This window comes from Jiulongibacter sediminis, from assembly GCF_001306455.1.
Classification (GTDB): domain Bacteria; phylum Bacteroidota; class Bacteroidia; order Cytophagales; family Spirosomataceae; genus Jiulongibacter; species Jiulongibacter sediminis.
On the sequence record NZ_LGTQ01000013.1, the window covers coordinates 175,349 to 195,769 of the forward strand.

Below are 20,421 nucleotides of genomic sequence, written 5' to 3' on the forward strand. Positions count from 1 at the left end.
GTTTTCACAAAAATAACCAGTCTCAATGAATTACAAAGAACCCTAACCTTTGTTCACGGTAAAAAGCTCAAGGACTCCGAAAATATAGCTACCAATAGTGCTACCGTGTGTGCCGCCTTCTTCAGTGAAAAGTTGAATATTACTTCCCTTGAGTTTCATTTTTTGCTCGGCAGATACTGAGTTTGAATAAGGCACATACTGATCAGCATCACCATGATAAAGCCTGATTTGGGCGTTGGCTTTCCAATCATCCACGTCATTATCTGCAAGGGCGTCAATTAAATCAGTAAGCAATCCATTATTATAATCATTTATGAATTGCTCGGTTAAAATCGCATTTAAGCTGGTGTCTATTTGAGTAATATACCCCTGAGCTTTGATGGCTGATGCCCAGGGTTCTTTGAAGATATCGGAATAGTTCAAATTGAGATTGTAAGCTTTATTATAGGTGTCCAGAACCCATAAATACGACCTGTTATGCCCAATGTCTCCTGAGCTGGGTTCATTGATCAACAGATCAAAACTACCAGTTTTGTCGTAGGCTCCGGCACCACAAATGGAGATGGTAACGGGTAATTCATTGCTTAGGTTTTCCTGCAGGTACTTGTGGGTAGCCATAGTGGCATAACCACCTTCTGAGTAGCCGGCCAGCATAAGCTTGTTATTCCATTCCAGATTTTTCTCCCGCATAAACTCGCGAACGGCCTGAATGAAATCGGCATTAGCTTTCGCAAGTCCCTGACGGTGTTCGTAAGGGTGGTCAGAATCTTTTGATGCTCCATATCCGACGTAATCCGGCATTCCTATCAAAATGCCAGTTGATGCAAAAAAGGAGCCCATAAGCGACTCAGAGCCCGGGTTGAAATAAGAAGGAGCATCTTGTTCATTAAAAAGAGTACCATGCTGTATACTAGCCAAGGCTATTGCTCCGGAGATGTCAGTAGGTACTACCACCGCACCTGAGGCCAGAACTTGTTGTCCGTAGAGATCTTCTGTAAGGTATGTAATTTTGTACTGCTCTATACCTGACTGAGCGAAAATCAGAACCTGATCCGCATTTTGTCCAAAACTACTCGTTAAGAAGTTTTTCCATTCTTCAAGGCTGTAAGCGGCTTCCAGCGAACTTTCCTGAAGAAAAACGTTTTCCTGGTTTTCAATATTCTTATCCTCACATGAAATAAGGAAAAACCAGCTGAGAGAGAGAAGAATAAAAGGGCGAAATTTATGCATCATGATCAGAACATCTAAATCTGTCGAGTAGACTATTTAATTGTTCTAACTCACTTTCACTAAGGTTTGATATACTTTTCTCGTACTTTTCTACCTCTGACGTGACATTTTTGATAAACTCTAACCCTTCTTCTGTAATTGTTACATCACAGGCCCTACGGTCATCAGCCCTGTAAGTGCGGGCAACATATCCTTTTTGAAGAAGTTTATCAACCAATCTCGAAGCGTTTGACATTTTATCCAGCATTCGGTCTATGATCCCATTGATGGTAATGGGTTCAGGATGATGACCTTTGAGGATACGGAGAACGTTGTATTGTTGAATAGTGAGGCCGTGATTTTTTAATAGCTTGTATTGTCGATCACAAACCCAGTTGTTTGTGAACATAATATTTACCAAAGATCTTTCAATCTGTGACTTGAAAGGCTTGGTCTGTTTAATGTCCTTTTCTAATGTCATAACTTTGCAAAGATATTACTTATTTGTAATTACATTAATTGCACTTACAGATATTTAACGGTCGAAAATTTAAAAACGTTCTGAATATGATCATGTTAACCAAGCCATTAGTGCTGGGCTCGGGCTCTCCGAGAAGGAAGGAAATATTGGAAAAGGCTGGTTTTCAATTTAGTGTGGAGGTGAAACCAACAAATGAGTCTTTTTCAGAGTCCATGCCAGTAGGAGAGGTGGCTTCTTATATATCAGCTCAAAAGGTCAACGAATTCGGAGATGAATATAATGACAAAATCGTGCTTTGCTCTGATACCGTAGTGATTCTTAATGGCGAAATAATGAACAAACCGATCGATGTTTCGGAGGCGGCAATGATGCTTAAAACACTTTCCGGTAACCAACATAAAGTAATTACGGGAGTTTCGGTTAAAGTGAATGGTGAGGTCAATAGTTTTTCAGACGAGTGCTTTGTCAATTTTGAGGAATTAAGTGATGCGGAGATTGACTATTATATCAAAACTTGTAAACCTTTCGACAAGGCCGGGGCTTATGGTATTCAGGATTTCATTGGAATGGCGAAGATTTCAAAACTTGAGGGCTCTTTCTACACAGTGATGGGTTTGCCGGTTCATAAAGTGTATCAGGCCCTGCAACCTTATATTCGATGGAATTCCTAAAACCTTCTTGATTTCTGATGAACGCATTGCATCTTTGCGATGATGAACAGAAAAGACGATATCGTAATTTATCTCAATGAGGAGGACGCCAAGGTTTACGTAAAAGTACCCAAAGGACCAGAAACGCACTTTCAATTGCAAAACCTGCCTGGCAAAATTCTGCAGGAGGCTGTTCATGACAAGGGACTTCATGATTTTGACCTCGCCGGTCTGCCTGACGGCAATTATTTCGTGATTGTAAATCAAGACGATTATATCCGGTCAAAAAAGATAGTATTGGGTTACCAACCTTGATTTTTTATGCTAAGCCGCCTCCCACTTCTTTATCTATTACTGATTTCCCCTCTTGTTTTCTCACAGATACAGAATTCTAAACCTGAACCTAGATTTCTACTTAAAGCCGCGGCAACTTTCAATGCTGATTTTAATTTCGAAAGCAGTACAAGCGGTCTTTTTAATGCAGAAACGGAAATCCTGTTGAACTCAAAAAATGCCATTCGCTTGGGCATTGAGGCTTCTGCTGGCCAGACGATTAACGAAATGGAATTTAAGTTTCCTTTTTTAGCCTATCGCCGCTACTTTGAGCCAGTGACTGGCTCAGGTGTTCCCAATTTTACAGCGGCTTATCTCGGGGCAGTTGCGTATTTAAGTGGCCGTAGCGGTGTTCCAAAGGGAGAAGAGCCAACAGTCTGGAATACTGAGTTTTTTATTACCAATCGGCCATTTCTTCCGAATAATGGATTTGGTTTTGAATATGGTCGCCAGAGTTTCGGAATCGTTGATTTTGGTGTTTTTGCCGGTATAGAAAGCCTGGATGAGAAAGTTGCAGTCAATGGAAGCAGTATCCAACTGAAAAGTGTCTTCAGTCCAATGATCCGATCCTATAATCGGTTCACTATCCCAATTGCTTTGAGTACTGACTTTTATAAGAATATTCAGGCCTATTATAAACCATCTTTTGATCGAAATAAGTTACTGAGAATAGGTCTCGATGATGTTTTCGCTTTTTCAAAGAAAGGATTGTTTTTCCACCCCAAAATTGCTTACGAGCAAAACATCGGAAAATCATATTTCAGCGGTTTGGCAAAGGTTAGTGGCTTAATGTCTCGAGCAAAATACTATGATGTTAACGATTTTGATAGTGTAAGCGAGGTTTCTGAAAAGCCTTATTTGAATCAAATTGTAGCTTTTTTGGGTGCCGCCCAAATAAGATACTATGCTTCATCTGCTATAAAGAAAAATCAAAATTTCCTCAATGGAATCTATCTTTTCGGCGAAGCTTCAGTAGAGTCTGGTTCTATAGAGGTGAAACGTCAGTATTGGGAGTTCGAGAAGTTTTCAAATCATTTCTTAGGGGGTGGATTAGGCCTTCAGCAGCAATTATTTAACGATTTGCTGGTTGATGCCTACATCGCAAGCGGTTTGTCCACCGGCCCGGCCCTACTTAAAGCTGGACTTGAGCTTTATTGGGTCAAGTAACCTAGACTTCAGTCGGCTTTTCTTTGAGTTCTAGCTCTTCGTTGTTGAAGGAGTCGTAAAGCTTCTCCGCCTTTTCGAGTGATTCTTCCAGATTGTCATTGAGTAAAATGACATCAAACTGGTCTTTGAAAGTCATCTCAAATTTAACTTTGAAAAGTCTTTTTGAGAGACTGTCTTCGGTTTCGGTGCCGCGTTCTCTTAATCTTTTTTCGAGTTCTTCTTCAGAAGGTACTTTCACAAAAATGGCTAAGGCTTTGTCACCAAAGTATTTTTTGAGCTTTAAGCCACCTTTAACATCGACATCGAAAATGACGTTTTTACCCTCGTTCCAGAGTCGATTGACCTCAGACTTTAATGTGCCGTAATAGCCACCAGGGTATACTTCTTCCCATTCCACAAACTGGTCTTCGTCTATACGTCTTCTGAAGTCTTCAATACTCAGGAAGTAGTAATCTTTTCCATCAATCTCATTTCTACCCCTGCGATCTCTGGTACATGCAGAGATGGAGAACCCAAGGTCGTCACGGTTTGCCAAAAGGTGCTTTACGATAGTGGTTTTTCCTGATCCGGAAGGTGCCGAGAAAATAATGGCTTTACCCATGAGTACTTTTTTTGAGGTGCAAAAATAGAAAAATCCATCGAAACGGATTTCGATGGATTTCAGGAATTACCAAGTTCTATTTCAGAAATAAATGTCAATCAGCTTGATTTCGGCTACCAGCAATAGCAAAAGTAGCGAAGCCACTGAGAGCTTTGATTTAATTTGAGAGATCGTCTGCTCGGGGCAACACTTCTTCTCAATTTTAGCATTCAAAGCATGTTTTATACTTTTTTGAAGTTCTTCTCCTTCAATACACGGCAGGCATCGGTTCATTTCTGTTTTGTAATGCTGCATCTCTTCAGGGGTGGCTGATCCGTCTAAAACTGCCTGGATCATCTCCATACATCGCTCATGATTTTCACAATGATGTTTCAGGCCATCCTTTAATTCCTCACTCATTTCAAAAAAAAGTTAATCATTTAATCAAAGAACTACCGCAGCTCCTTGTATCCCATGTTTGTAGCGTAAGAACGCAACTTCTCTTTCAATAAGTTCCGAGCTCTGTGTAATCTGGACCTTACCGTTCCGATAGGGATGTCCAAAATCTTGGCCATCTCTTCATAGGTAAAACCTTCAATATCACAAAGGATGATCACCGTTCTAAAGTCTACCGGCAGCCCGTTAAGTGCCCGTGTTACTTCATCACCAATCAGGTCTTGAACCATTTCTGTTCTCAAATCCACCGTACCGTTGTATTGAGGCTCATCGGCGGAGTTGTAAATGGTCTCTACTTCCTGATAATCAACCTTTGCAGGCTCCTTACTCTTTTTACGATAGTCGTTAATGAAAGAGTTTTTCAGGATTCGGAACAGCCAAGCCTTCGCGTTGGTTCCTTTTTGAAATGAATTAATAAATCTAAATGCCTTTAAATAAGTATCCTGTACCAAGTCATTGGCGTCATCTTCGTCGTTTGTCAGGCGATAAGCGAAGTTGTACATCGAGTCAATGTGAGGCATAAATTCAGAATTAAATATGCCGTATCGTTCGGTGTCACTGTAGGTCGGTTTTTTCTCCAATACTGCTTCCATGTCGTTTCCTGTTTCTAAGTTAGTCACTTTTTCATCTAAACCTGCGGATGTTGATAAAGTGTATTTAATGTATCTACATCTAATTCTTATTCGAAGATAGTTACAAATGATTGTAAAACAAATGTATATACATCTATTTTCTACGAATGGCCTTTTTTTCATGATTAATGGCCTCAATTCCGCATCTTTGTAATTCTCAAAACGTCAAAAACAATACCTTATGAGTACAAAATGGTCTGATATGCCAGAATTGCCGAATTTCTTTGATCGCTACATCCGTAAAGTGGACGATATGCCACTTATGACGGCTTTAAGGCATTACAGCCCGGCTGTCATCTTGTCTGATTTGTCGGCTTTGAATGCTCTTGGTGATCAGGTTTATGCTCCCGGTAAATGGACAATCAAGGTGATCATACAACATATGATTGATACAGAAAGAATCATGACTTACAGAGCACTCTGCTTTGCCAGAAATGAAAAAGGTCAGTTGCCCGGCTTTGCAGAAGACGAGTATGCTGCCAGTTCAGATCCCTCAGTCAGAACATTGGATGAACTTCTTGAGGAATGGACGGTTCTGAGAAATTCTACGCTGCATCTTTTTGACTCTTTTTCGGATGAAATGTTACAGAAAAAGGGAAATGCAAATGGCATTGAAATTAGTGTAATGGCACTTGGCTTTGTGATTTGCGGTCATCCTATTCATCATCAACAGGTTGTAAAAGAACGTTATTACCCACTTTTGGGTAGTGCCTTAAATACGGAATTATAAGCTTATCGGTTGGTTATGACCAGAATAAATAAATATCTGAGTGAAATAGGCTACTGCTCTCGCCGTGAGGCCGATAAGTTAATAGAGCAGGGGAGAGTGACAATTAACGGAAAGGTGCCTGAAATGGGGACAAAAATCGCTGATGGAGATGAGGTGGCAGTTGACGGTAAGCTTGTTTCAAAACCGAAGGATGATTTCATTTATATTGCCTTGAATAAGCCTGTTGGTATTGTGTGTACTACTGATACTCGTGTTGAGAAAAACAATATTGTTGATTTTGTCAATCATCCTAAACGTATTTTTCCAATAGGAAGACTTGATAAGCCAAGCGAGGGTTTGATTTTTCTAACCAATGACGGCGATATGGTCAATAAGATTTTACGGGCCCGAAATAATCATGAGAAAGAATATCTGGTGACGGTCAATAAGCCGGTTACCCGCGAATTTATCTACAAAATGAGTAATGGTGTGCCTATACTGGATACCGTTACCCGAAAATGTAAGGTAGAAAAAATTGGGCCTTTCGAATTCAAAATTGTTTTGACTCAAGGATTGAATCGTCAGATACGGAGAATGTGCGAGTATCTTGATTACCGTGTTACTAGGCTCAAAAGAGTCAGAATTATGAATATCAAACTGGATATTCCCACAGGTAAGTGGCGGTATTTTACGAAAGAAGAACTGGCAGAGATTAACAGGCTAACGGCTGGGTCCGCCAAAACTTTTAATTAGTCATAAATATGCTTTGATGGAATTCTGATTAGTAGAGCGAAGCCGATAATAAATAGTACCAAAATCAGTAAAACTGAGTTTCTCATACTTCCGGTCTGTTGAATGATAAAACCAAAAAGGAATGTACCTAAAGCAGTTGCAAGACGCTCACTAACGTCGTAGAAACTAAAGTAAGAGGCTGTATCCGTTGTATTTTCAGGAATTAGCTTAGCGTAGGTTGACCTGGAAAGTGATTGAATTCCACCCATAACTAATCCAACCACTGCGGCAATTACATAAAACTGTTCTGCCGTGGTGCAAAAATAAGCAGCCAGTGGTACTGTAGCCCATATGGCAATTTCTATTCTCAGGGCGATGGTGTTTCCGAATTTTTTTGAGAAAAATGAGGCCAAAAAAGAACCTGGAATGGCAACTAATTGAATTAATAATATAGTAATGATCAGTCCCTGAGTAGGAATGTGTAGTTCTTTGTCAGCAAATAGAGCAGCAACATAAATAACGGTCATCACTCCCATGTCATAGACAAAAAAGGCTGCTAGAAAACGCTTCAAAAGAGGCATCGTTCTCACCTCTTTAAACACTGTCTTCAATTCTTTAAAGCCCTGTGCTATCCAGGAAAACTTGAATTTATTGGTCTTTTGATCTTTTGGTAAATAATAAAAGGGTATCTGAGCGAAAAGTGCCCACCAGACACCAACAGTAATAAAGGCGATTCTGGAGGTAAAGCCGGAGTCAGAATCTGCCTGAGTAAGACCGAACAGCTCAGGCTTCATAATCATGGCCAGATTGAAAATCAACAATAAAACCGAGCCCACGTAACCGTAGGAAAAGCCTTTGGCCGAGACTTTATCAAAACGATCCTCCGTAACTATATCCGGTAGAAAACTATTGTAAAAAACCACGGAACCACCCCAGCCAATCAGTGAAAGACCAAAGGCAATAACCGCCATGGTGATATTGTCTTTAGTGAAAAAGTAGAAATAAGCACAGCTGGCTGACCCTAGATAGCAGAAGAACTTCATGAAAAACTTTCTTCGGCCACTATAATCAGCGATGGAAGTCAGAATCGGGCTTAGCACAACTAAAATCAGTGTAGCTATTGAAAGTGTATAAGAATATACGACATCATTATTCACGTCAAAACCGAGAAAATTAATCATGTCACCACCGTCTTTATTAACCGCAGTAGCGTGATAATAGATGGGGAAAATGACTGAGGTGATTACCAGATTATGAACTGAGTTTGCCCAGTCATACATGCACCAGGCGTTAATCACTTTTTTCTGATTTTTCAGAAACTCCATGGGGTAGGGTTAGATTTGAAAAGGTCTGGCAAGATAAGGGATATTCTTTATAAACAACTTTATCTGGAAGGGCCAGATAATTTTAAAGGACAATCAAACGAAATGTAAAGAGTGTACGTTGGTTTGAAGATGCGTTTAAGTGTTATCCTTCTTCTAATTTTCAATTTTAGTTGTCAAAAGTTTGAAAACTTCCCCGAGGTTTTTACCGACGAAGGCCGGACTTTGCTTTTAGCTCACCGTGGCGGTGGAGATGGTCTGCACCCTGAAAACAGCTTTGCTGCAGCTCGTAAAGGTCTAAAGGTATTAGACGGGATTGAACTCGATATTCAGGTCAGTGCCGATGGTACACTTTGGATGGCTCATGATGCCGATTTGCCTGATTGTGAATTAGGGAAGTTTAATTGCTTTAGTCAGCATACTGACCAGGAAATAACCGATCTTTCTAAATGTCACGGGAAGGATTATGCACCGGGTCAATTGGAGGACGTTCTTGAGATCGCTACCCGAAATTATCCGGATGCGGTAATTTCTTTAGACGTAAAGCCATGGTTTCCCTGCTCGCTCGGAGACGTCTTTATACATGCTAAAATGAAAGAGCTGGCAGATGAATTAGCTTTATTGGCAAGTAGACATCAGTTGGGAAGTCAAATCTTTGTAGAATCTGAAAGTGTAACTTTTTTGAAATACATCAAAGAGGTTAGCTCTCAGATTGAATGTCATATTCTTGCCTTTTCTGATTTGGAAAAAGCAGGTTTGGAGGCTTTGAGAAATGGTTTGGACGGAGTTTCCTATAAGTTTGATCCGGATGAAGAAATCGATCTGGAACCTTTGAAGGCCAAGGGCTTGACCATCCAACTCTGGACGGTCAACACCCCGGAAAGTCTACAGAAAGCTTTGGCACTGGAGCCACGTACCATTCAAACCGATAATCTCCAATTGCAGGAATTTATGCCATAATACGTGTTCCTACTTCGAGACCGTGAACTATATCAAGAATGACGTTTTCGCGGTTTCCATTTGCAATAATCGTCGGGATATTCTTTTTGGCAGCGTTTTTTGCCACATTTAGTTTAGATGCCATACCCCCACGGCCTTCCCCTTCCTCTTTTTCTTTGTCATTTACAAATTTCTCAACGTCCTGACTAACGTGAACGGTTTTTATCAGGCGGGTGTGCTCATCTTCGGGGTCACCGTCATAAAGGCCATCAGTACTGGTCAGTAGAATGAGCATATCAGCATCAATAAGTTCGGCAACTAAACTTGCCAGTTCATCATTATCAGAGAACATTGATTTTGTGACCGAAACCGCATCATCTTCATTGGCTATAGGAATGACGCCTTCGGCCAGTAATCCTTCATAGCAGGTAATCATGTTTTCACGGTGGACTCCCGGGTTGAAGTCGTTTTTTGTAGCCAAAACCTGGGCACAGTTCAGACCATAATCCCTGAAGAAATTATAATAAAGACGCATCATCCGAGGCTGGCCCACGGCAGAGTAAACCTGTCTTTTTTGATCTTTATCTTTGATTTTAATTCGGCCAAGTACCTCTCTGCCGGCAATAACAGAACCGGATGAGACAAGAACGCAGATTACGTTTTCTTCAAAGAGCTCGGCAACTTGTTTTACTAAATTGTGGAGAATAGGCCTTACAATTCGATTGGCTTTGTTGGTCATCACGTTGGTGCCAACTTTAATAACGATTCGTTTGTCGTACATGATTTTAATATACTGATCACAGCAAGTTTTGGTTGAATTACTCAGTAGGGGGTGATCAAAAAGTTTTTGATGAAAAGAAAAAAGACGCCGTCCCCTGACGACGATCGGGAGTGATGGAATATCAGTCCCATTGTGAATAAAATGCAGAGAGGAAGGGATTCGAACCCTCGATACGCTTGCACGTATACACGCTTTCCAGGCGTGCTCCTTCAACCACTCGGACACCTCTCTGTATCGGGCTGCAAAGTAAACGCTTTCTTTTTACAACAGAAACTGATTGAAGAGCTTTAGTCAATAATTTTATTTGATTTGAGCCAGTTTCGACCTTCAAGGGATTTGAAAAATTGTTCTCGTTGATAAGCCTCTGATCGGGTAATGAATTCTTCTTTGTAATGGAGGGTGAAAGGCTTTCTAGCTTTTGTACTTTTCACTTTCCCGGCATTATGCTTTCTAATTCTTTCGTCCAGATTTTGAGTTTGTCCAAAATAGAATCCCTGATCTTTTTTTGATCTTAAGATGTAAGTGAAGTAAGGCAAGTGGGATAGTTTTTTAGGAGTTTCAAGGATTGCAACCCTCGATACGCTTGCACGTATACACGCTTTCCAGGCGTGCTCCTTTCCGCAGGATCCCGTGGACAACCACTCGGACACCTCTCTGTATCGGGCTGCAAAGTAAACGCTTTAGGATCGAATATGAAAGATTAATCTGCCATTTCGCCTCTCAGATTTTTCTGAAGAAGACTTTCTATTTCTGCTTTGGGCAGGTTTTGACCCAACAGGAACATTAGTTTTGTCAAAGCGGCCTCTGTAGTCAGGTCTTTTCCACTGATGACGCCAATATTTTGTAAACCGAGCCCTGTAGCATAGTCCTGTTGTCTCACGCTACCTCCCTGGCACTGAGAAACATTTAGAATAATGATGCCATCGTTTGAGGCTGCCTTTAGGACTCTTAGGAAACCCTCATTGCTACTTGCATTGCCTGAACCATAAGTTTCAAGTACAAGAGCTTTTAAGTCCTTGATTTTGAGCATTTCAGCTAGCATTTCATTGCTTAGGCCAGGGAAAAGTTTGATAATCAAAACCCTGGTGTCGAGCTGATGATAAACTGTGAAAGGGCCTGAGGGTTTTTGGAATAAATAGGGGTAGTTGTACTCACAATAAACACCCACTTCTGCCAGCATGGGATAGTTCTCCGATTGAAAAGCATCAAACTGTGAACTCTCTTGTTTTTTTGCCCGGTTACCTCTCAAAAGCCGCCCATTGAAATAGATACAAACTTCATGAAGGATCGGTTGATTCTCTTTTTGATCAGCGGCCAACTCTATAGCCGTAATCATGTTTTCACGGGCATCTGTTCGGGCAACGCCTAAAGAAAGTTGGGCACCAGTGAATATGACAGGTTTACCGAGGTTCTCAAATAAAAAGCTAAGGGCAGAGGCCGTGTAAGCCATAGTGTCAGTGCCATGCAGAATCACAAAGCCGTCATACTCGTCATATTTCTGCTCAATCAGAGAGGCGAGATCCAACCATATTTCTGGTCGCATGTCGGATGAGTCAATGGGCGGTTCAATGGGAATAACGGTAATCTCAGCCTGCACACGATTAAGCTCAGGAATGTGGCGGCTTAGCTGCTCAAAATTCATTGGAACTAGCGTATGATCTTCCTGATCATAAATCATTCCCAAGGTGCCACCCGTGTAAATCACCAGAATTTTTGCCGTGGCTAAACCTGAGATATTTTCAATATGATATTCCTTATGCCCCATGTTACCAGTCTTCAGCTTCGTCTTTCATTCGTTGAAATGCTCCTTTCAGCTCTTTGAGTATTTTATCATTTTCTTGTTTTGTTGCTAGAGAAATTCCCTCTAAATAGATTTTTTCAGCCTCTTCATAATTTTCATTCTCTGTGAGAATGCCGCCCAACTGATAGTATGTAGGCAGATAGTTAGAGTGCTCATTTTTAATATTTGTCAAAAGTGTTAGAGCTTCTGATTGGTCAATATTCATGTACTCCATGGCCAAAGCATATTTATTGAACGGCTCATTCGGCTCTTCTGCTACCAACTGCTTCAAAATTTTCAAACGGGCTTCTTGCATTGCTTTCGTCGCTTCCTTAGATTTGTAATGTTATGCATGCATAACAATTTTGATCATTTCAACGCTAACATAACATAAATATGAATATACTGGTTTGCATTTCGAGTGTTCCTGACACTACCGCGAAAATTACTTTTAAGGATGATAATACAACTTTTAATAAAGACGGTGTGACTCATATCATCGGGCCTTATGATGACTATGCTTTGGCAAGAGCCATTGAACTCAAAGAGGAATTGGGTGGTACGGTAACAGTTCTTAATGTAGGAACAGCCGAGACTGAGCCTCAAATAAGGAAGGCCTTGGCTATCGGGGCCGATGAGGCGATTCGTGTAGATGCTGAACCGACGGATTCGTTTTTTGTTGCGGAGCAAATCGCTGCAGTTGCCAAAGAAAATTCATATGATCTGATTATGATGGGTCGGGAGACCACCGATTATAATTCAGGAGTTGTTCATGGTATTGTAGGTCAATTGCTTGGTATGCCTTCACTTTCTCCGGTTATGGAACTTAATATTGATGGTAATACAGCTAAAATTTCAAGGGAAATTGAAGGTGGAAAGGAAAAGCTTGAAGCTACTTTACCTTTAATACTTGGCTGTCAAGAGCCTATTGCCGAATGGAAAATTGCCAGCATGCGAGGTATTATGACCGCTCGTAAAAAGCCTTTGAACGTAAGGCCAGCTGTGGGTGAAGGACTAACTTCGGTAAGTTCTTACAGTTTGCCCCCAGAAAAAGGCGATTGCAAAATGATACCGGCTGAAGAAGCCGAGAAGTTGATTGATTTGCTTCAGAATGAGGCAAAAGTGCTCTAAATCTTTATTCAACAAACCTAAAAAACGAAAACAATGTCAGTATTAATATTTGCAGAATTAGAAGAAGGGAAAATAAAGAAGACCTCTCTGGAGGCTATTTATTATGGTAGCAAAGTGGCGGAAATGACCGGTGGTGAAACGGTGGTCCTGGCCATCGGTGAAGCGGATTCCGCGGAGCTGGAAACTGCGGGAGCCTACGGTGCGGTTAAAGTCATGCATGCCGGCGGGCAAGAACTGAAAGAAGCCAATATAGTCGCTTATGCTGATACGCTGACTTCGGCTGCCACTCAAATTGGAGCCAAGGTGATAGTAACGGCTAAATCATCCCTGGCTGATGCGGTAACGGCAAGAACAGCTGGAGCTTTGAAGGCAGGTGTGGCAGGTAATGTGACAGAGTTGCCTGATCTTTCAAATGGTTTTGAGGTCATCAGAAGCGTGTTTACAGGAAAAGCTTTTGCAAAAACATCCATAAATTCGGAGGTAAAAGTTCTGGCGATAAAGAAAAACGCAATTACGCCGGAAATCTCAGGAAACAAAGCGGCTGTCGAAGACTTTATGGCTCCTGTAAGTGAAGAGGCTGGCAAAGCTAAAGTTATTAAAACATTGAAAGAAACCGGTACGGTATCACTACCTGAAGCCGACCTGGTGGTTTCTGGTGGACGAGGTATGAAGGGACCTGAGCATTGGCAGCCTTTACTTGACCTGGCCGAAGCCCTGGGAGCCACAACGGCCTGTTCAAAACCAGTTTCTGATATGGACTGGAGACCTCATCACGAGCATGTGGGTCAAACCGGTGTCAAGATTGCTCCAAATCTTTATATCGCCTGTGGTATCTCGGGTGCCATTCAACATTTGGCCGGAGTAAACTCATCGAAGGTTATTGTGGTAATAAACACTGACCCTGAAGCACCATTCTTTAAGGCGGCTGATTACGGAATTGTGGGCGATGCCTTTGAAGTTCTTCCAAAATTAACGGCGGCTGTTAAGGCTTTGAAGTAGAGTTAATTACACCGTTTAATCAATAAAAGCCCTCACCTTAGGTGAGGGCTTTTTCATCTTTGATTCCTTGAGTTCTTTCTGCAGGGGGTGTAGGTTTAGGTAAATTTTTAAGCCATTAAAGTGATGAAAATAAGACTATTCGTTCTCTCCTTCTTCCTAATGAACCTATTTGCCTGTTCAAAAGTAGAAGTAGCTCAGAATGATCCCGACAATAACAATTCGGATGAAACTGCAAATATGATCCCCGATAAATATGAATTATTTCTTTCAATAGGGACTCCTTCAGAAACAAATTTAGATAGTTTGGTGTTCGAGGAGTTTTTCTTTGATTTGGAAGCAAATCAAAGAAATGCTAAGCTTGGAAGCTTTTTTGAAGAAGAACTTCCAGAAATATTTCACTCCTATCTTGTGTATACAGATGATTGTGAATTTGTCGCTGCAGAGTTTTCTTTCGCTTTGAAGAAAACGGGAGGAGAATCTAATCAAATAGAGCTTTTTGGATTCAAAGTTCCCAATTTACCCTCTGATCTAGAGATCATTGATACCAAAACAAACCAACCAATAGTTCAGAACGAATATTATAACTTTGAAATCGATCCAAATGATTTGTCGCAATCAAATTATACAATCTCACTGAAACCGAAATGTGAGGTTGAGTTATCGAAAGATTCAATTGAGAAAATAAAGGAGGAACAGTTTAAGATGGAGCTTTGGAAAAACAATGAGAGAGAGCTGATTGATTTCTCCCAAAAGATTAAACTAGAGAAGTCCATACCAATAGCAAGATTTTCAATGGTTGAGTTTTCAAATTTTAAACAAGGTGTGAGAAATACAGATGATAAAGAAATAAGTTTTGAATTTTATGAGTCTAAAAGTCAAATTATCGTTGATAGAATACATACTTATTCAAAGGACCTTTGCTCGCAGCCACTTGCTGCGTTTAACTTCAGTCTGAGTAATGAATATCTCACTTCTCGTAAAACTAAAATACATTCTGTTGATTTGTCGTCAGTAAGAATTGCAATTGAGCCTGAAAAAAGAGGGACGATTGATATTGTTCATTATCCTATAGAAGGTGAGGAAGGAAGGACTGCCTTTCAGGTAGAAGTATCATTTAATTGTGGCTCAACCGATGATGTGGAGAAGGAATATAAAATAAATATCTATCGTACTGGGACCGAGCAGGATGGAGAAATAATTGAGCGTGGAGAACGACTTTTTTGTAGTATTCCATTGTTGGTTAAGCTAGATGTTCAAGGTGCTCCTGGAGGCTAATCATTCGTCTCCCTCCTCACATTCAAAATTCGCTGAAGTCCGCCTTTTAGAGGGCGGGCTTCTTTTTTGTCTGAATTTGGAAGAGCTAGATTTAAATTAAACGAAGAGAAGCTTCAAAAACGATAAAATATCTTATGCTGCTGAAGCAGTTGAAAAATAGAGTGTTATGCCATTAGATAAATTTGAACTCTCACCTTAGGTGAGGGCATATTATTTATAATATCCTTTTAGTTAGTCGCTTGTAAGTATAAGTTTGTCACAAAAGAAATACTTGCTTTATGAAAAAAGGAATAAAAATATTTCCGCTTTTGAGTCTGATCTTTTTGGTGGCCCTACTCTTTCAATGTGCTAAAGAAGAAGTGCCGGATAATGGTCAGAAGCCGAATGAAGATCCCACAGATGAGGTATACGAAATTGAAGTTCAGGCTACAGGTTTCTTCAGTGATTTTCCTGACTCGCTAACCACCAAATCATATCAGTTTGAGTGGAGGAATTCGGAGTTGACGAATAAGAGTCGAAGAGGACCAAACAATGAATCTTTGGAAGATGTTACTCAGAAGGTTTTATTTGGTTTTAAGCCTTGTGATGCTCCACCCGTGGAGTTTTATTGTAGTGTAAGGAAGGTTTCAGGTGAGAGCTTAACGCTTGATGACCTGGAAATAAACTTAAGCGGAATTTCTCAATATTGGGAAATATCCATAAACAATGCTGACTATATGATGCCAGAGGGATTGGTTCCACAGTTTATTGTCAATGGTGATTTGGCGGAGCTTAATATGAAACTGAGGCCATCCTGCTCTATGCCACCCCCTCTTGTAGATATTTTTCAAGAAGAAAATTCAGTGCAGCAGGATATTGCTATAAGTATCAGTAGTGCTAATGTGGATGAACTGGTTAGCTTTCGACAGAAAATAATACCTGAAGTTGAAAGTCCTACAGTTATTGTAAGCATGCTCAAATATAGTAATCGCTCTCAACCAGCGGAGGAAATCAGCCTTCCATTAGGTAATAAATTTGAGGTTAGGGCCGGGGAACTGGTAACAAATAATCAAATTTTAATTCTAGATAGAATACACCTAATTGGTAAGGATGCGTGTAGTCAAGGGCTAGGAGTGCTAAAATTTACCTACAAATTGCCTAAAGCCTTGGCAATAGGTGATGAAGACTCATATGAGCTATATGTTGACGTAGAAGGAGAGCATGAAAGTGTAGATGTTAATTTAAGTCAGGATGAGATGAGTGTTGAGTTCTCATTTAACTGTAGTGCACCTCTGGATGTCGATACTACGTTTGAGATTTATTTCGGAGCTGATTTAGCATTTGCTCAAATCCCATTGAATTTAGTAGTCGACGTTCAATAATCAATCATCCGCCTCACGTCTCACATTTAAAATTCGTTGAAGCCAGGCTTTTCGGAGCTCGGCTTCTTCGTTTTTGTCTTCTTCTGTTGACTGATAAGGGCTTGTATTGAGTAAATCGGGTTGACCGGCATCCACCCAGCAGGTGAACCAGAAATCACCAACCATTTTGACAGAGCCCCGCATACGACGTTCTACCTGATCATTCAGCATGCGGTGGTATTTTTCAGAGAATTCTTTTGAATAGTTTCTGATGGTTTGGCCATTTCTCTCAGTTATTGTGAATTTCTTGTCCTGTGGTAGTTTCTGGGTGAGTTCTTTTTCAAAATACAGGACAGAATCTAAAGCTGCATGCGACTCGCCGACGGCTTTCCAGATGCTTGAATGAATGTTTTCGATGTAATCGGCTCTTCCTAGCCAAAATGAATATTCATCTGAAAAGAGCTCGGGAAGGCGGCTTTCCCAAAAACCATGAATGCCGTATTGGTCAGTCATTTGACCGTTATAATTTTCAGTGGTGTGAAGCGGCACATGGGCATCGGCGATATAATGACCTGCATCTGCCGATAACCGAAGGATATTTCTAATATCTTTTTTTGCAAACGCTTCAGTCAATTGATACTTCATCCGAACCACCTGCCAGGGAACAATGCCATAGGCCATCAGAGTATCTTCCGTGTATTTTTCAACCGCCTGAGACCATGAAAGTGTTTTCAAATCTTCCTGAACATCAAGTGGGTAAACATCCAGATCAATATAGTGCCTTGGAGCCTCACCTTCCACAGCATATCTTCTTCGGTCAGGGTTTACAGCGTTCTCAGTGATGTAGACTATATTTTGTTTGTAAAAGCCAAGAAGCTCGTCAGGTAAAGTATAGACCGCTAGTCGATTAATCTTCTGATGACCGTAAAAGCCCCAAACAAACGAGCCCAGTAGTAGAATGATTACAGGGGTCAGGGCAAATGCAAATGATTTTTTCAAATTGTGTCAATTGTTGGCTTAATCTGCTAAGCTAACTTATTCGGCCTCAATTACTTCTAATGATTTGAAAAAATGACCTTTTTTTTGAGATAGGTTAGTAAAATGTTTTCAAACTTTTTATCTTTGCAGCCCGAAATAAGAGGAATCGAAAAAATATATAGGAATTAATGGCAAATCATAAGTCAGCTTTAAAGAGAATCAGATCATCAGAAGCTAAGCGTCTGAGAAACAAATATCAGCACAAAAGCACACGTACAGCTGTAAGAAAGCTACGTGCTATGGCTGATCAGAAAGAAGCAGGTGAGTTTTTCAAAACTGTTTCTTCTATGTTAGATAAACTAGCTCGCAAAAATGTTATTCACAAAAATAAAGCAGCAAACATCAAGTCTGCTTTGGCGAAGCACGTGAATAGCCTGGCTGCATAAGATATTCTCAAAATTTTTTTATGAATTACCACTCACTCAGAAGGTGAGTGGTTTTCTGTTTTTATCGCTGTGGTGATTCAATTTAGTTTGACTAAATTCGATGCATGAATCCGCCTCCACAGAAATCAACCATTACCACTTGGGCAGAAGAAGATCGCCCCAGAGAGAAACTTCTTCTTCACGGCCGTACTTTTCTGAGTGATTCAGAGATTATTGCCATTCTGATCGGGTCTGGTTCGCCAGATAAAACGGCAGTGGAGCTATCCAGAGAAATTCTTGGTCACTATAATAATAATCTTGGTACTCTGGCAAAAGCTGGTGTAAAAGAACTGATGCAATTCAAGGGTATAGGAGAGGCAAAGGCCATCTCCATTGTAGCTGCTCTGGAGTTAGGAAGAAGGCGTAAAAACACGGAGCCGCAAGTGAAAAAAGCCCTGAACGCAGCTTCTGATATTTATGAGCACCTTACACCTTATATGTTGGATTTGCCCCATGAAGAGTTTTGGGCTATTTTACTAGATAACTCTAACAAGCCAATTAAAACATTCAAAGTGGGAGTAGGTGGTGTATCGGCTGTGGTAGCTGATCCTAAACTGGTACTAAAACCTGCCATTGAGTATTTAGCTTCAGCTCTTGTAATTGCCCATAATCATCCCTCAGGAAAGAAAAAGCCCAGCGACGGAGATATATCGTTAACCAGGAAAATCTCAAGAGCGGTTTCTTTTATTGATGTCAGGTTAATAGATCATTTGATATTTACAGATGACGGCTACTTTAGCTTTGCAAATCACAATCTTTTATGAAGGAAGAAATTACAGAGATCGAGTTGTCAGAATTAGAAGAATTCCTTAAAGATCCTGAGGCTGCTCTTGTTGACGTGCGGGAGTCGTGGGAATTTAGAGACTTTAATATTGGCGGAATTAACGTTCCGGCTCATTTGCTTAATGAGCATATTCATATTCTTGAGGGCTATAAAAAACTGGTTATTGCATGCTCTAATGGCACGAGAAGCTCAATCTTAGCCCGGGTATTCAAGAAAAAGCTGCCTGAGGCAGCCATCTATCACTTAAGCGAAGGGGTGTTTTAGAAACCCTTGTAATTGCGATCTTTATTAACTAACCATTTGCCAGCTAAAAATGCACCTACAAGTAGAACTACAAAGAATACAATTGGAAGCCAGGTAGGAAACTGATAATTGAACATTTCGCGTTTTCTTTTACGTTATTACGGTGGCAAAAATACAAACAAATCAGGAAAAACCGAGTATTTTCTGATTTATGACTTCGATCAGATATTCTGACTGATTTGTATATGAATACATATCATTTGTCTATTTAAATCTGGCCTCTATCCATATATAAGAATTGTAATATTTTTAGGTACTACCTTTACTTACAAGAGTTATTTAAGTCTTTCATCAGCATTATTTTTATATGAAGCCACTAATTATCATCGGCTCAATTATCGCACTGCTCATTGTAGGCAAAGTGTTTTTTTGGAATTCTTCAGACGAAGGTCCCCAAATGGGAGGAGCCTCTGGTTCTGGTGGTCCGATGGCTGTTGAGGTATTGCCGGTTCAGATTGACGAGTCTGACCTGATCATTAATTCCTCAGGTACACTTTCTCCTAATGAAGAGGTGGAGTTAAGGGCAGAGCTTTCCGGACTTTTGGTTGGTCTCAATATCAATGAAGGTTCGTATGTCAATAAAGGGCAGTTAATCGCTAAAATTAAGGACGATGACTTAAAAGCCCAGTTAAAGCGTGTAAAAATTGAGGAAGAACTGGCTGATCAGATTGAAGCTCGTCAGAAAAAACTATTGGAGATTGAGGCTATCAGCAAAGAAGAGTACGAGATCTCAGTTAATAATGTAAGAAAACTCAACGCGGATAAGGAGTTGCTGCAGGTTCAGTTGGCTAAAACTGAGGTTAGAGCACCTTTCTCAGGTCGTATCGGTTTGAAATACATTTCTGAGGGTGCTTACGTAACGCCTACCACAGCCATTGCGACTTTGGTGCAAACCAATCCATTGAAAATTGATTTCTCGATTCCTGAGAAGTACCTTTCTAAGGTAAGAGTAGGGCAGGATGTTCAATTCAGAATTGATGGTTCTGAAGATGTCTTTGATTCTAAAATTGTTGCCATCTCTCCAAAAATAGATCAAACGCTAAGAACGCTGCAAATACGTGGGGTAACCAGTAATGCCGTGGGAAAATTGCTTCCCGGAATGTTCGTTAACGTTGACCTGGTTCTCGGTAGAGAAGAGTCTGTAAGTATTCCTTCAGAAACCATTATCCCAGTTCTGGAAGGGAAGAAAGTGTACGTCAAAAAAGACGGAAAAGTGAAAGAAGTAATGATTGAGACCGGCCTGAGAGACTCTAAGGTAGTTCAGGTGACTGAGGGCCTAAATCCGGGAGATTCATTGATTACTTCGGCTCTGATGACGCTTAAAGAAGGTATGCCTGTAAAAGCTAACCCGTAAT

General features: G+C 40.6%; 25 protein-coding genes and 1 tRNA gene. 14 read left to right on the top strand and 12 right to left on the bottom strand.

Going from position 1 to position 20,421, the window contains the following annotated elements; genetic code table 11:
* Positions 1-42: 42 nt before the first annotated feature.
* Positions 43-1,233 carry a lipase family protein gene (locus tag AFM12_RS17185; protein WP_131458441.1) on the bottom strand — a complete coding sequence of 397 codons (1,191 nt, stop codon included), beginning with the start codon at positions 1,231-1,233 and terminating at the stop codon, positions 43-45.
* Complete coding sequence (locus tag AFM12_RS17190; protein WP_055150852.1) at positions 1,223-1,690, bottom strand: MarR family winged helix-turn-helix transcriptional regulator; 468 nt, start codon at positions 1,688-1,690, stop codon at positions 1,223-1,225. Before AFM12_RS17190 ends, AFM12_RS17185 begins: the two co-directional genes overlap by 11 nt.
* A gap of 86 nt (positions 1,691-1,776) precedes the next feature.
* Between AFM12_RS17190 and AFM12_RS17195 the strand changes: the two genes are divergently transcribed.
* From AFM12_RS17195 to AFM12_RS17205, 3 genes are read left to right on the top strand one after another with little or no spacing between them, the layout of a single operon-like run.
* Positions 1,777-2,361, top strand: coding sequence for a Maf family protein (locus AFM12_RS17195; RefSeq protein ID WP_055151244.1), 585 nt, complete (start codon positions 1,777-1,779; stop codon positions 2,359-2,361).
* A 39-nt stretch (positions 2,362-2,400) separates the two neighbouring features.
* Positions 2,401-2,655 carry a T9SS type A sorting domain-containing protein gene (locus AFM12_RS17200; protein WP_229308528.1) on the top strand — a complete coding sequence of 85 codons (255 nt, stop codon included), beginning with the start codon at positions 2,401-2,403 and terminating at the stop codon, positions 2,653-2,655.
* 6 nt (positions 2,656-2,661) lie between these two features.
* On the top strand, positions 2,662-3,840 hold the full coding sequence (locus AFM12_RS17205) for a hypothetical protein (protein WP_055150858.1): 1,179 nt from the start codon (positions 2,662-2,664) through the stop codon (positions 3,838-3,840).
* Position 3,841: 1 nt separating this feature from the next.
* Here the strand turns inward: AFM12_RS17205 and gmk are convergent, their stop codons facing one another.
* The 3 genes from gmk to AFM12_RS17220 all read right to left on the bottom strand — a co-directional run bounded on the left by gmk (position 3,842) and on the right by AFM12_RS17220 (position 5,469).
* Entirely contained in the window at positions 3,842-4,441 is a 600-nt protein-coding gene (gene gmk, locus AFM12_RS17210) for a guanylate kinase (RefSeq protein WP_055150861.1), read from the bottom strand.
* 81 nt (positions 4,442-4,522) lie between these two features.
* Entirely contained in the window at positions 4,523-4,840 is a 318-nt protein-coding gene (locus tag AFM12_RS17215) for a hypothetical protein (RefSeq protein ID WP_055150864.1), read from the bottom strand.
* Between the two features lie 32 nt (positions 4,841-4,872).
* Complete coding sequence (locus tag AFM12_RS17220; RefSeq protein ID WP_055151247.1) at positions 4,873-5,469, bottom strand: sigma-70 family RNA polymerase sigma factor; 597 nt, start codon at positions 5,467-5,469, stop codon at positions 4,873-4,875.
* A gap of 220 nt (positions 5,470-5,689) precedes the next feature.
* Here AFM12_RS17220 and AFM12_RS17225 point away from each other — a divergent pair, with 220 nt between their 5' ends.
* Together AFM12_RS17225 and rluF are read left to right on the top strand one after the other, a co-directional pair.
* Complete coding sequence (locus AFM12_RS17225; protein ID WP_055150867.1) at positions 5,690-6,238, top strand: DinB family protein; 549 nt, start codon at positions 5,690-5,692, stop codon at positions 6,236-6,238.
* A 15-nt stretch (positions 6,239-6,253) separates the two neighbouring features.
* Complete coding sequence (gene rluF / locus AFM12_RS17230) at positions 6,254-6,970, top strand: 23S rRNA pseudouridine(2604) synthase RluF (protein WP_055150870.1); 717 nt, start codon at positions 6,254-6,256, stop codon at positions 6,968-6,970.
* Here rluF and AFM12_RS17235 read toward each other — a convergent pair.
* Positions 6,967-8,274 carry an MFS transporter gene (locus AFM12_RS17235; protein ID WP_055150873.1) on the bottom strand — a complete coding sequence of 436 codons (1,308 nt, stop codon included), beginning with the start codon at positions 8,272-8,274 and terminating at the stop codon, positions 6,967-6,969. The two genes, rluF and AFM12_RS17235, sit on opposite strands and share 4 nt — an antisense overlap.
* A gap of 129 nt (positions 8,275-8,403) precedes the next feature.
* On the opposite strand from AFM12_RS17235, the gene AFM12_RS17240 reads away from it, so the two are divergent.
* Positions 8,404-9,231 (top strand): glycerophosphodiester phosphodiesterase, encoded by an 828-nt coding sequence (locus AFM12_RS17240; RefSeq protein ID WP_055150876.1) that lies wholly within the window; start codon positions 8,404-8,406, stop codon positions 9,229-9,231.
* Here the strand turns inward: AFM12_RS17240 and proB are convergent.
* From proB to AFM12_RS17265, 5 genes are all read right to left on the bottom strand, one after another.
* On the bottom strand, positions 9,221-9,991 hold the full coding sequence (gene proB / locus AFM12_RS17245) for a glutamate 5-kinase (protein WP_055151250.1): 771 nt from the start codon (positions 9,989-9,991) through the stop codon (positions 9,221-9,223). The two genes, AFM12_RS17240 and proB, sit on opposite strands and share 11 nt — an antisense overlap.
* Positions 9,992-10,135: 144 nt before the next feature.
* A tRNA-Ser gene (locus AFM12_RS17250) sits at positions 10,136-10,222 on the bottom strand.
* Between the two features lie 56 nt (positions 10,223-10,278).
* Positions 10,279-10,527: a GIY-YIG nuclease family protein gene (locus AFM12_RS17255; protein ID WP_055150879.1), complete on the bottom strand. Its 249-nt coding sequence runs from the start codon at positions 10,525-10,527 to the stop codon at positions 10,279-10,281.
* A 164-nt stretch (positions 10,528-10,691) separates the two neighbouring features.
* Positions 10,692-11,756: an asparaginase gene (locus AFM12_RS17260; protein ID WP_055150882.1), complete on the bottom strand. Its 1,065-nt coding sequence runs from the start codon at positions 11,754-11,756 to the stop codon at positions 10,692-10,694.
* Position 11,757: 1 nt separating this feature from the next.
* Positions 11,758-12,087 carry a hypothetical protein gene (locus tag AFM12_RS17265; protein WP_055150885.1) on the bottom strand — a complete coding sequence of 110 codons (330 nt, stop codon included), beginning with the start codon at positions 12,085-12,087 and terminating at the stop codon, positions 11,758-11,760.
* An 80-nt stretch (positions 12,088-12,167) separates the two neighbouring features.
* Between AFM12_RS17265 and AFM12_RS17270 the strand changes: the two genes are divergently transcribed.
* The 4 genes from AFM12_RS17270 to AFM12_RS17285 all read left to right on the top strand — a co-directional run bounded on the left by AFM12_RS17270 (position 12,168) and on the right by AFM12_RS17285 (position 16,537).
* Positions 12,168-12,902 (top strand): electron transfer flavoprotein subunit beta/FixA family protein, encoded by a 735-nt coding sequence (locus AFM12_RS17270; RefSeq protein ID WP_055150888.1) that lies wholly within the window; start codon positions 12,168-12,170, stop codon positions 12,900-12,902.
* A gap of 33 nt (positions 12,903-12,935) precedes the next feature.
* Positions 12,936-13,901 carry an electron transfer flavoprotein subunit alpha/FixB family protein gene (locus AFM12_RS17275; protein ID WP_055150891.1) on the top strand — a complete coding sequence of 322 codons (966 nt, stop codon included), beginning with the start codon at positions 12,936-12,938 and terminating at the stop codon, positions 13,899-13,901.
* Positions 13,902-14,024: 123 nt separating this feature from the next.
* Positions 14,025-15,176, top strand: coding sequence for a hypothetical protein (locus tag AFM12_RS17280; RefSeq protein ID WP_131458443.1), 1,152 nt, complete (start codon positions 14,025-14,027; stop codon positions 15,174-15,176).
* A 278-nt stretch (positions 15,177-15,454) separates the two neighbouring features.
* The gene (locus tag AFM12_RS17285; protein WP_055150897.1) at positions 15,455-16,537 is read left to right on the top strand and encodes a hypothetical protein; all 1,083 of its coding nucleotides are present in this window, start codon (positions 15,455-15,457) and stop codon (positions 16,535-16,537) included.
* Here AFM12_RS17285 and AFM12_RS17290 read toward each other — a convergent pair whose 3' ends face one another.
* Positions 16,538-17,515, bottom strand: coding sequence for a zinc dependent phospholipase C family protein (locus tag AFM12_RS17290; protein WP_055150900.1), 978 nt, complete (start codon positions 17,513-17,515; stop codon positions 16,538-16,540).
* Between the two features lie 167 nt (positions 17,516-17,682).
* Between AFM12_RS17290 and rpsT the strand changes: the two genes are divergently transcribed.
* The 4 genes from rpsT (at position 17,683) to AFM12_RS17310 (ending at position 20,420) form a co-directional block, all read left to right on the top strand.
* The gene (rpsT, locus tag AFM12_RS17295) at positions 17,683-17,940 is read left to right on the top strand and encodes a 30S ribosomal protein S20 (RefSeq protein WP_055150903.1); all 258 of its coding nucleotides are present in this window, start codon (positions 17,683-17,685) and stop codon (positions 17,938-17,940) included.
* Positions 17,941-18,044: 104 nt separating this feature from the next.
* A complete protein-coding gene (radC, locus tag AFM12_RS17300; RefSeq protein WP_055150906.1) occupies positions 18,045-18,743 on the top strand; it encodes a RadC family protein in 699 nt (232 codons plus the stop codon).
* Positions 18,740-19,027: a rhodanese-like domain-containing protein gene (locus AFM12_RS17305; protein WP_055150909.1), complete on the top strand. Its 288-nt coding sequence runs from the start codon at positions 18,740-18,742 to the stop codon at positions 19,025-19,027. Before radC ends, AFM12_RS17305 begins: the two co-directional genes overlap by 4 nt.
* A 346-nt stretch (positions 19,028-19,373) precedes the next feature.
* Positions 19,374-20,420: an efflux RND transporter periplasmic adaptor subunit gene (locus AFM12_RS17310; protein WP_055150912.1), complete on the top strand. Its 1,047-nt coding sequence runs from the start codon at positions 19,374-19,376 to the stop codon at positions 20,418-20,420.
* Position 20,421 lies beyond the last annotated feature (1 nt).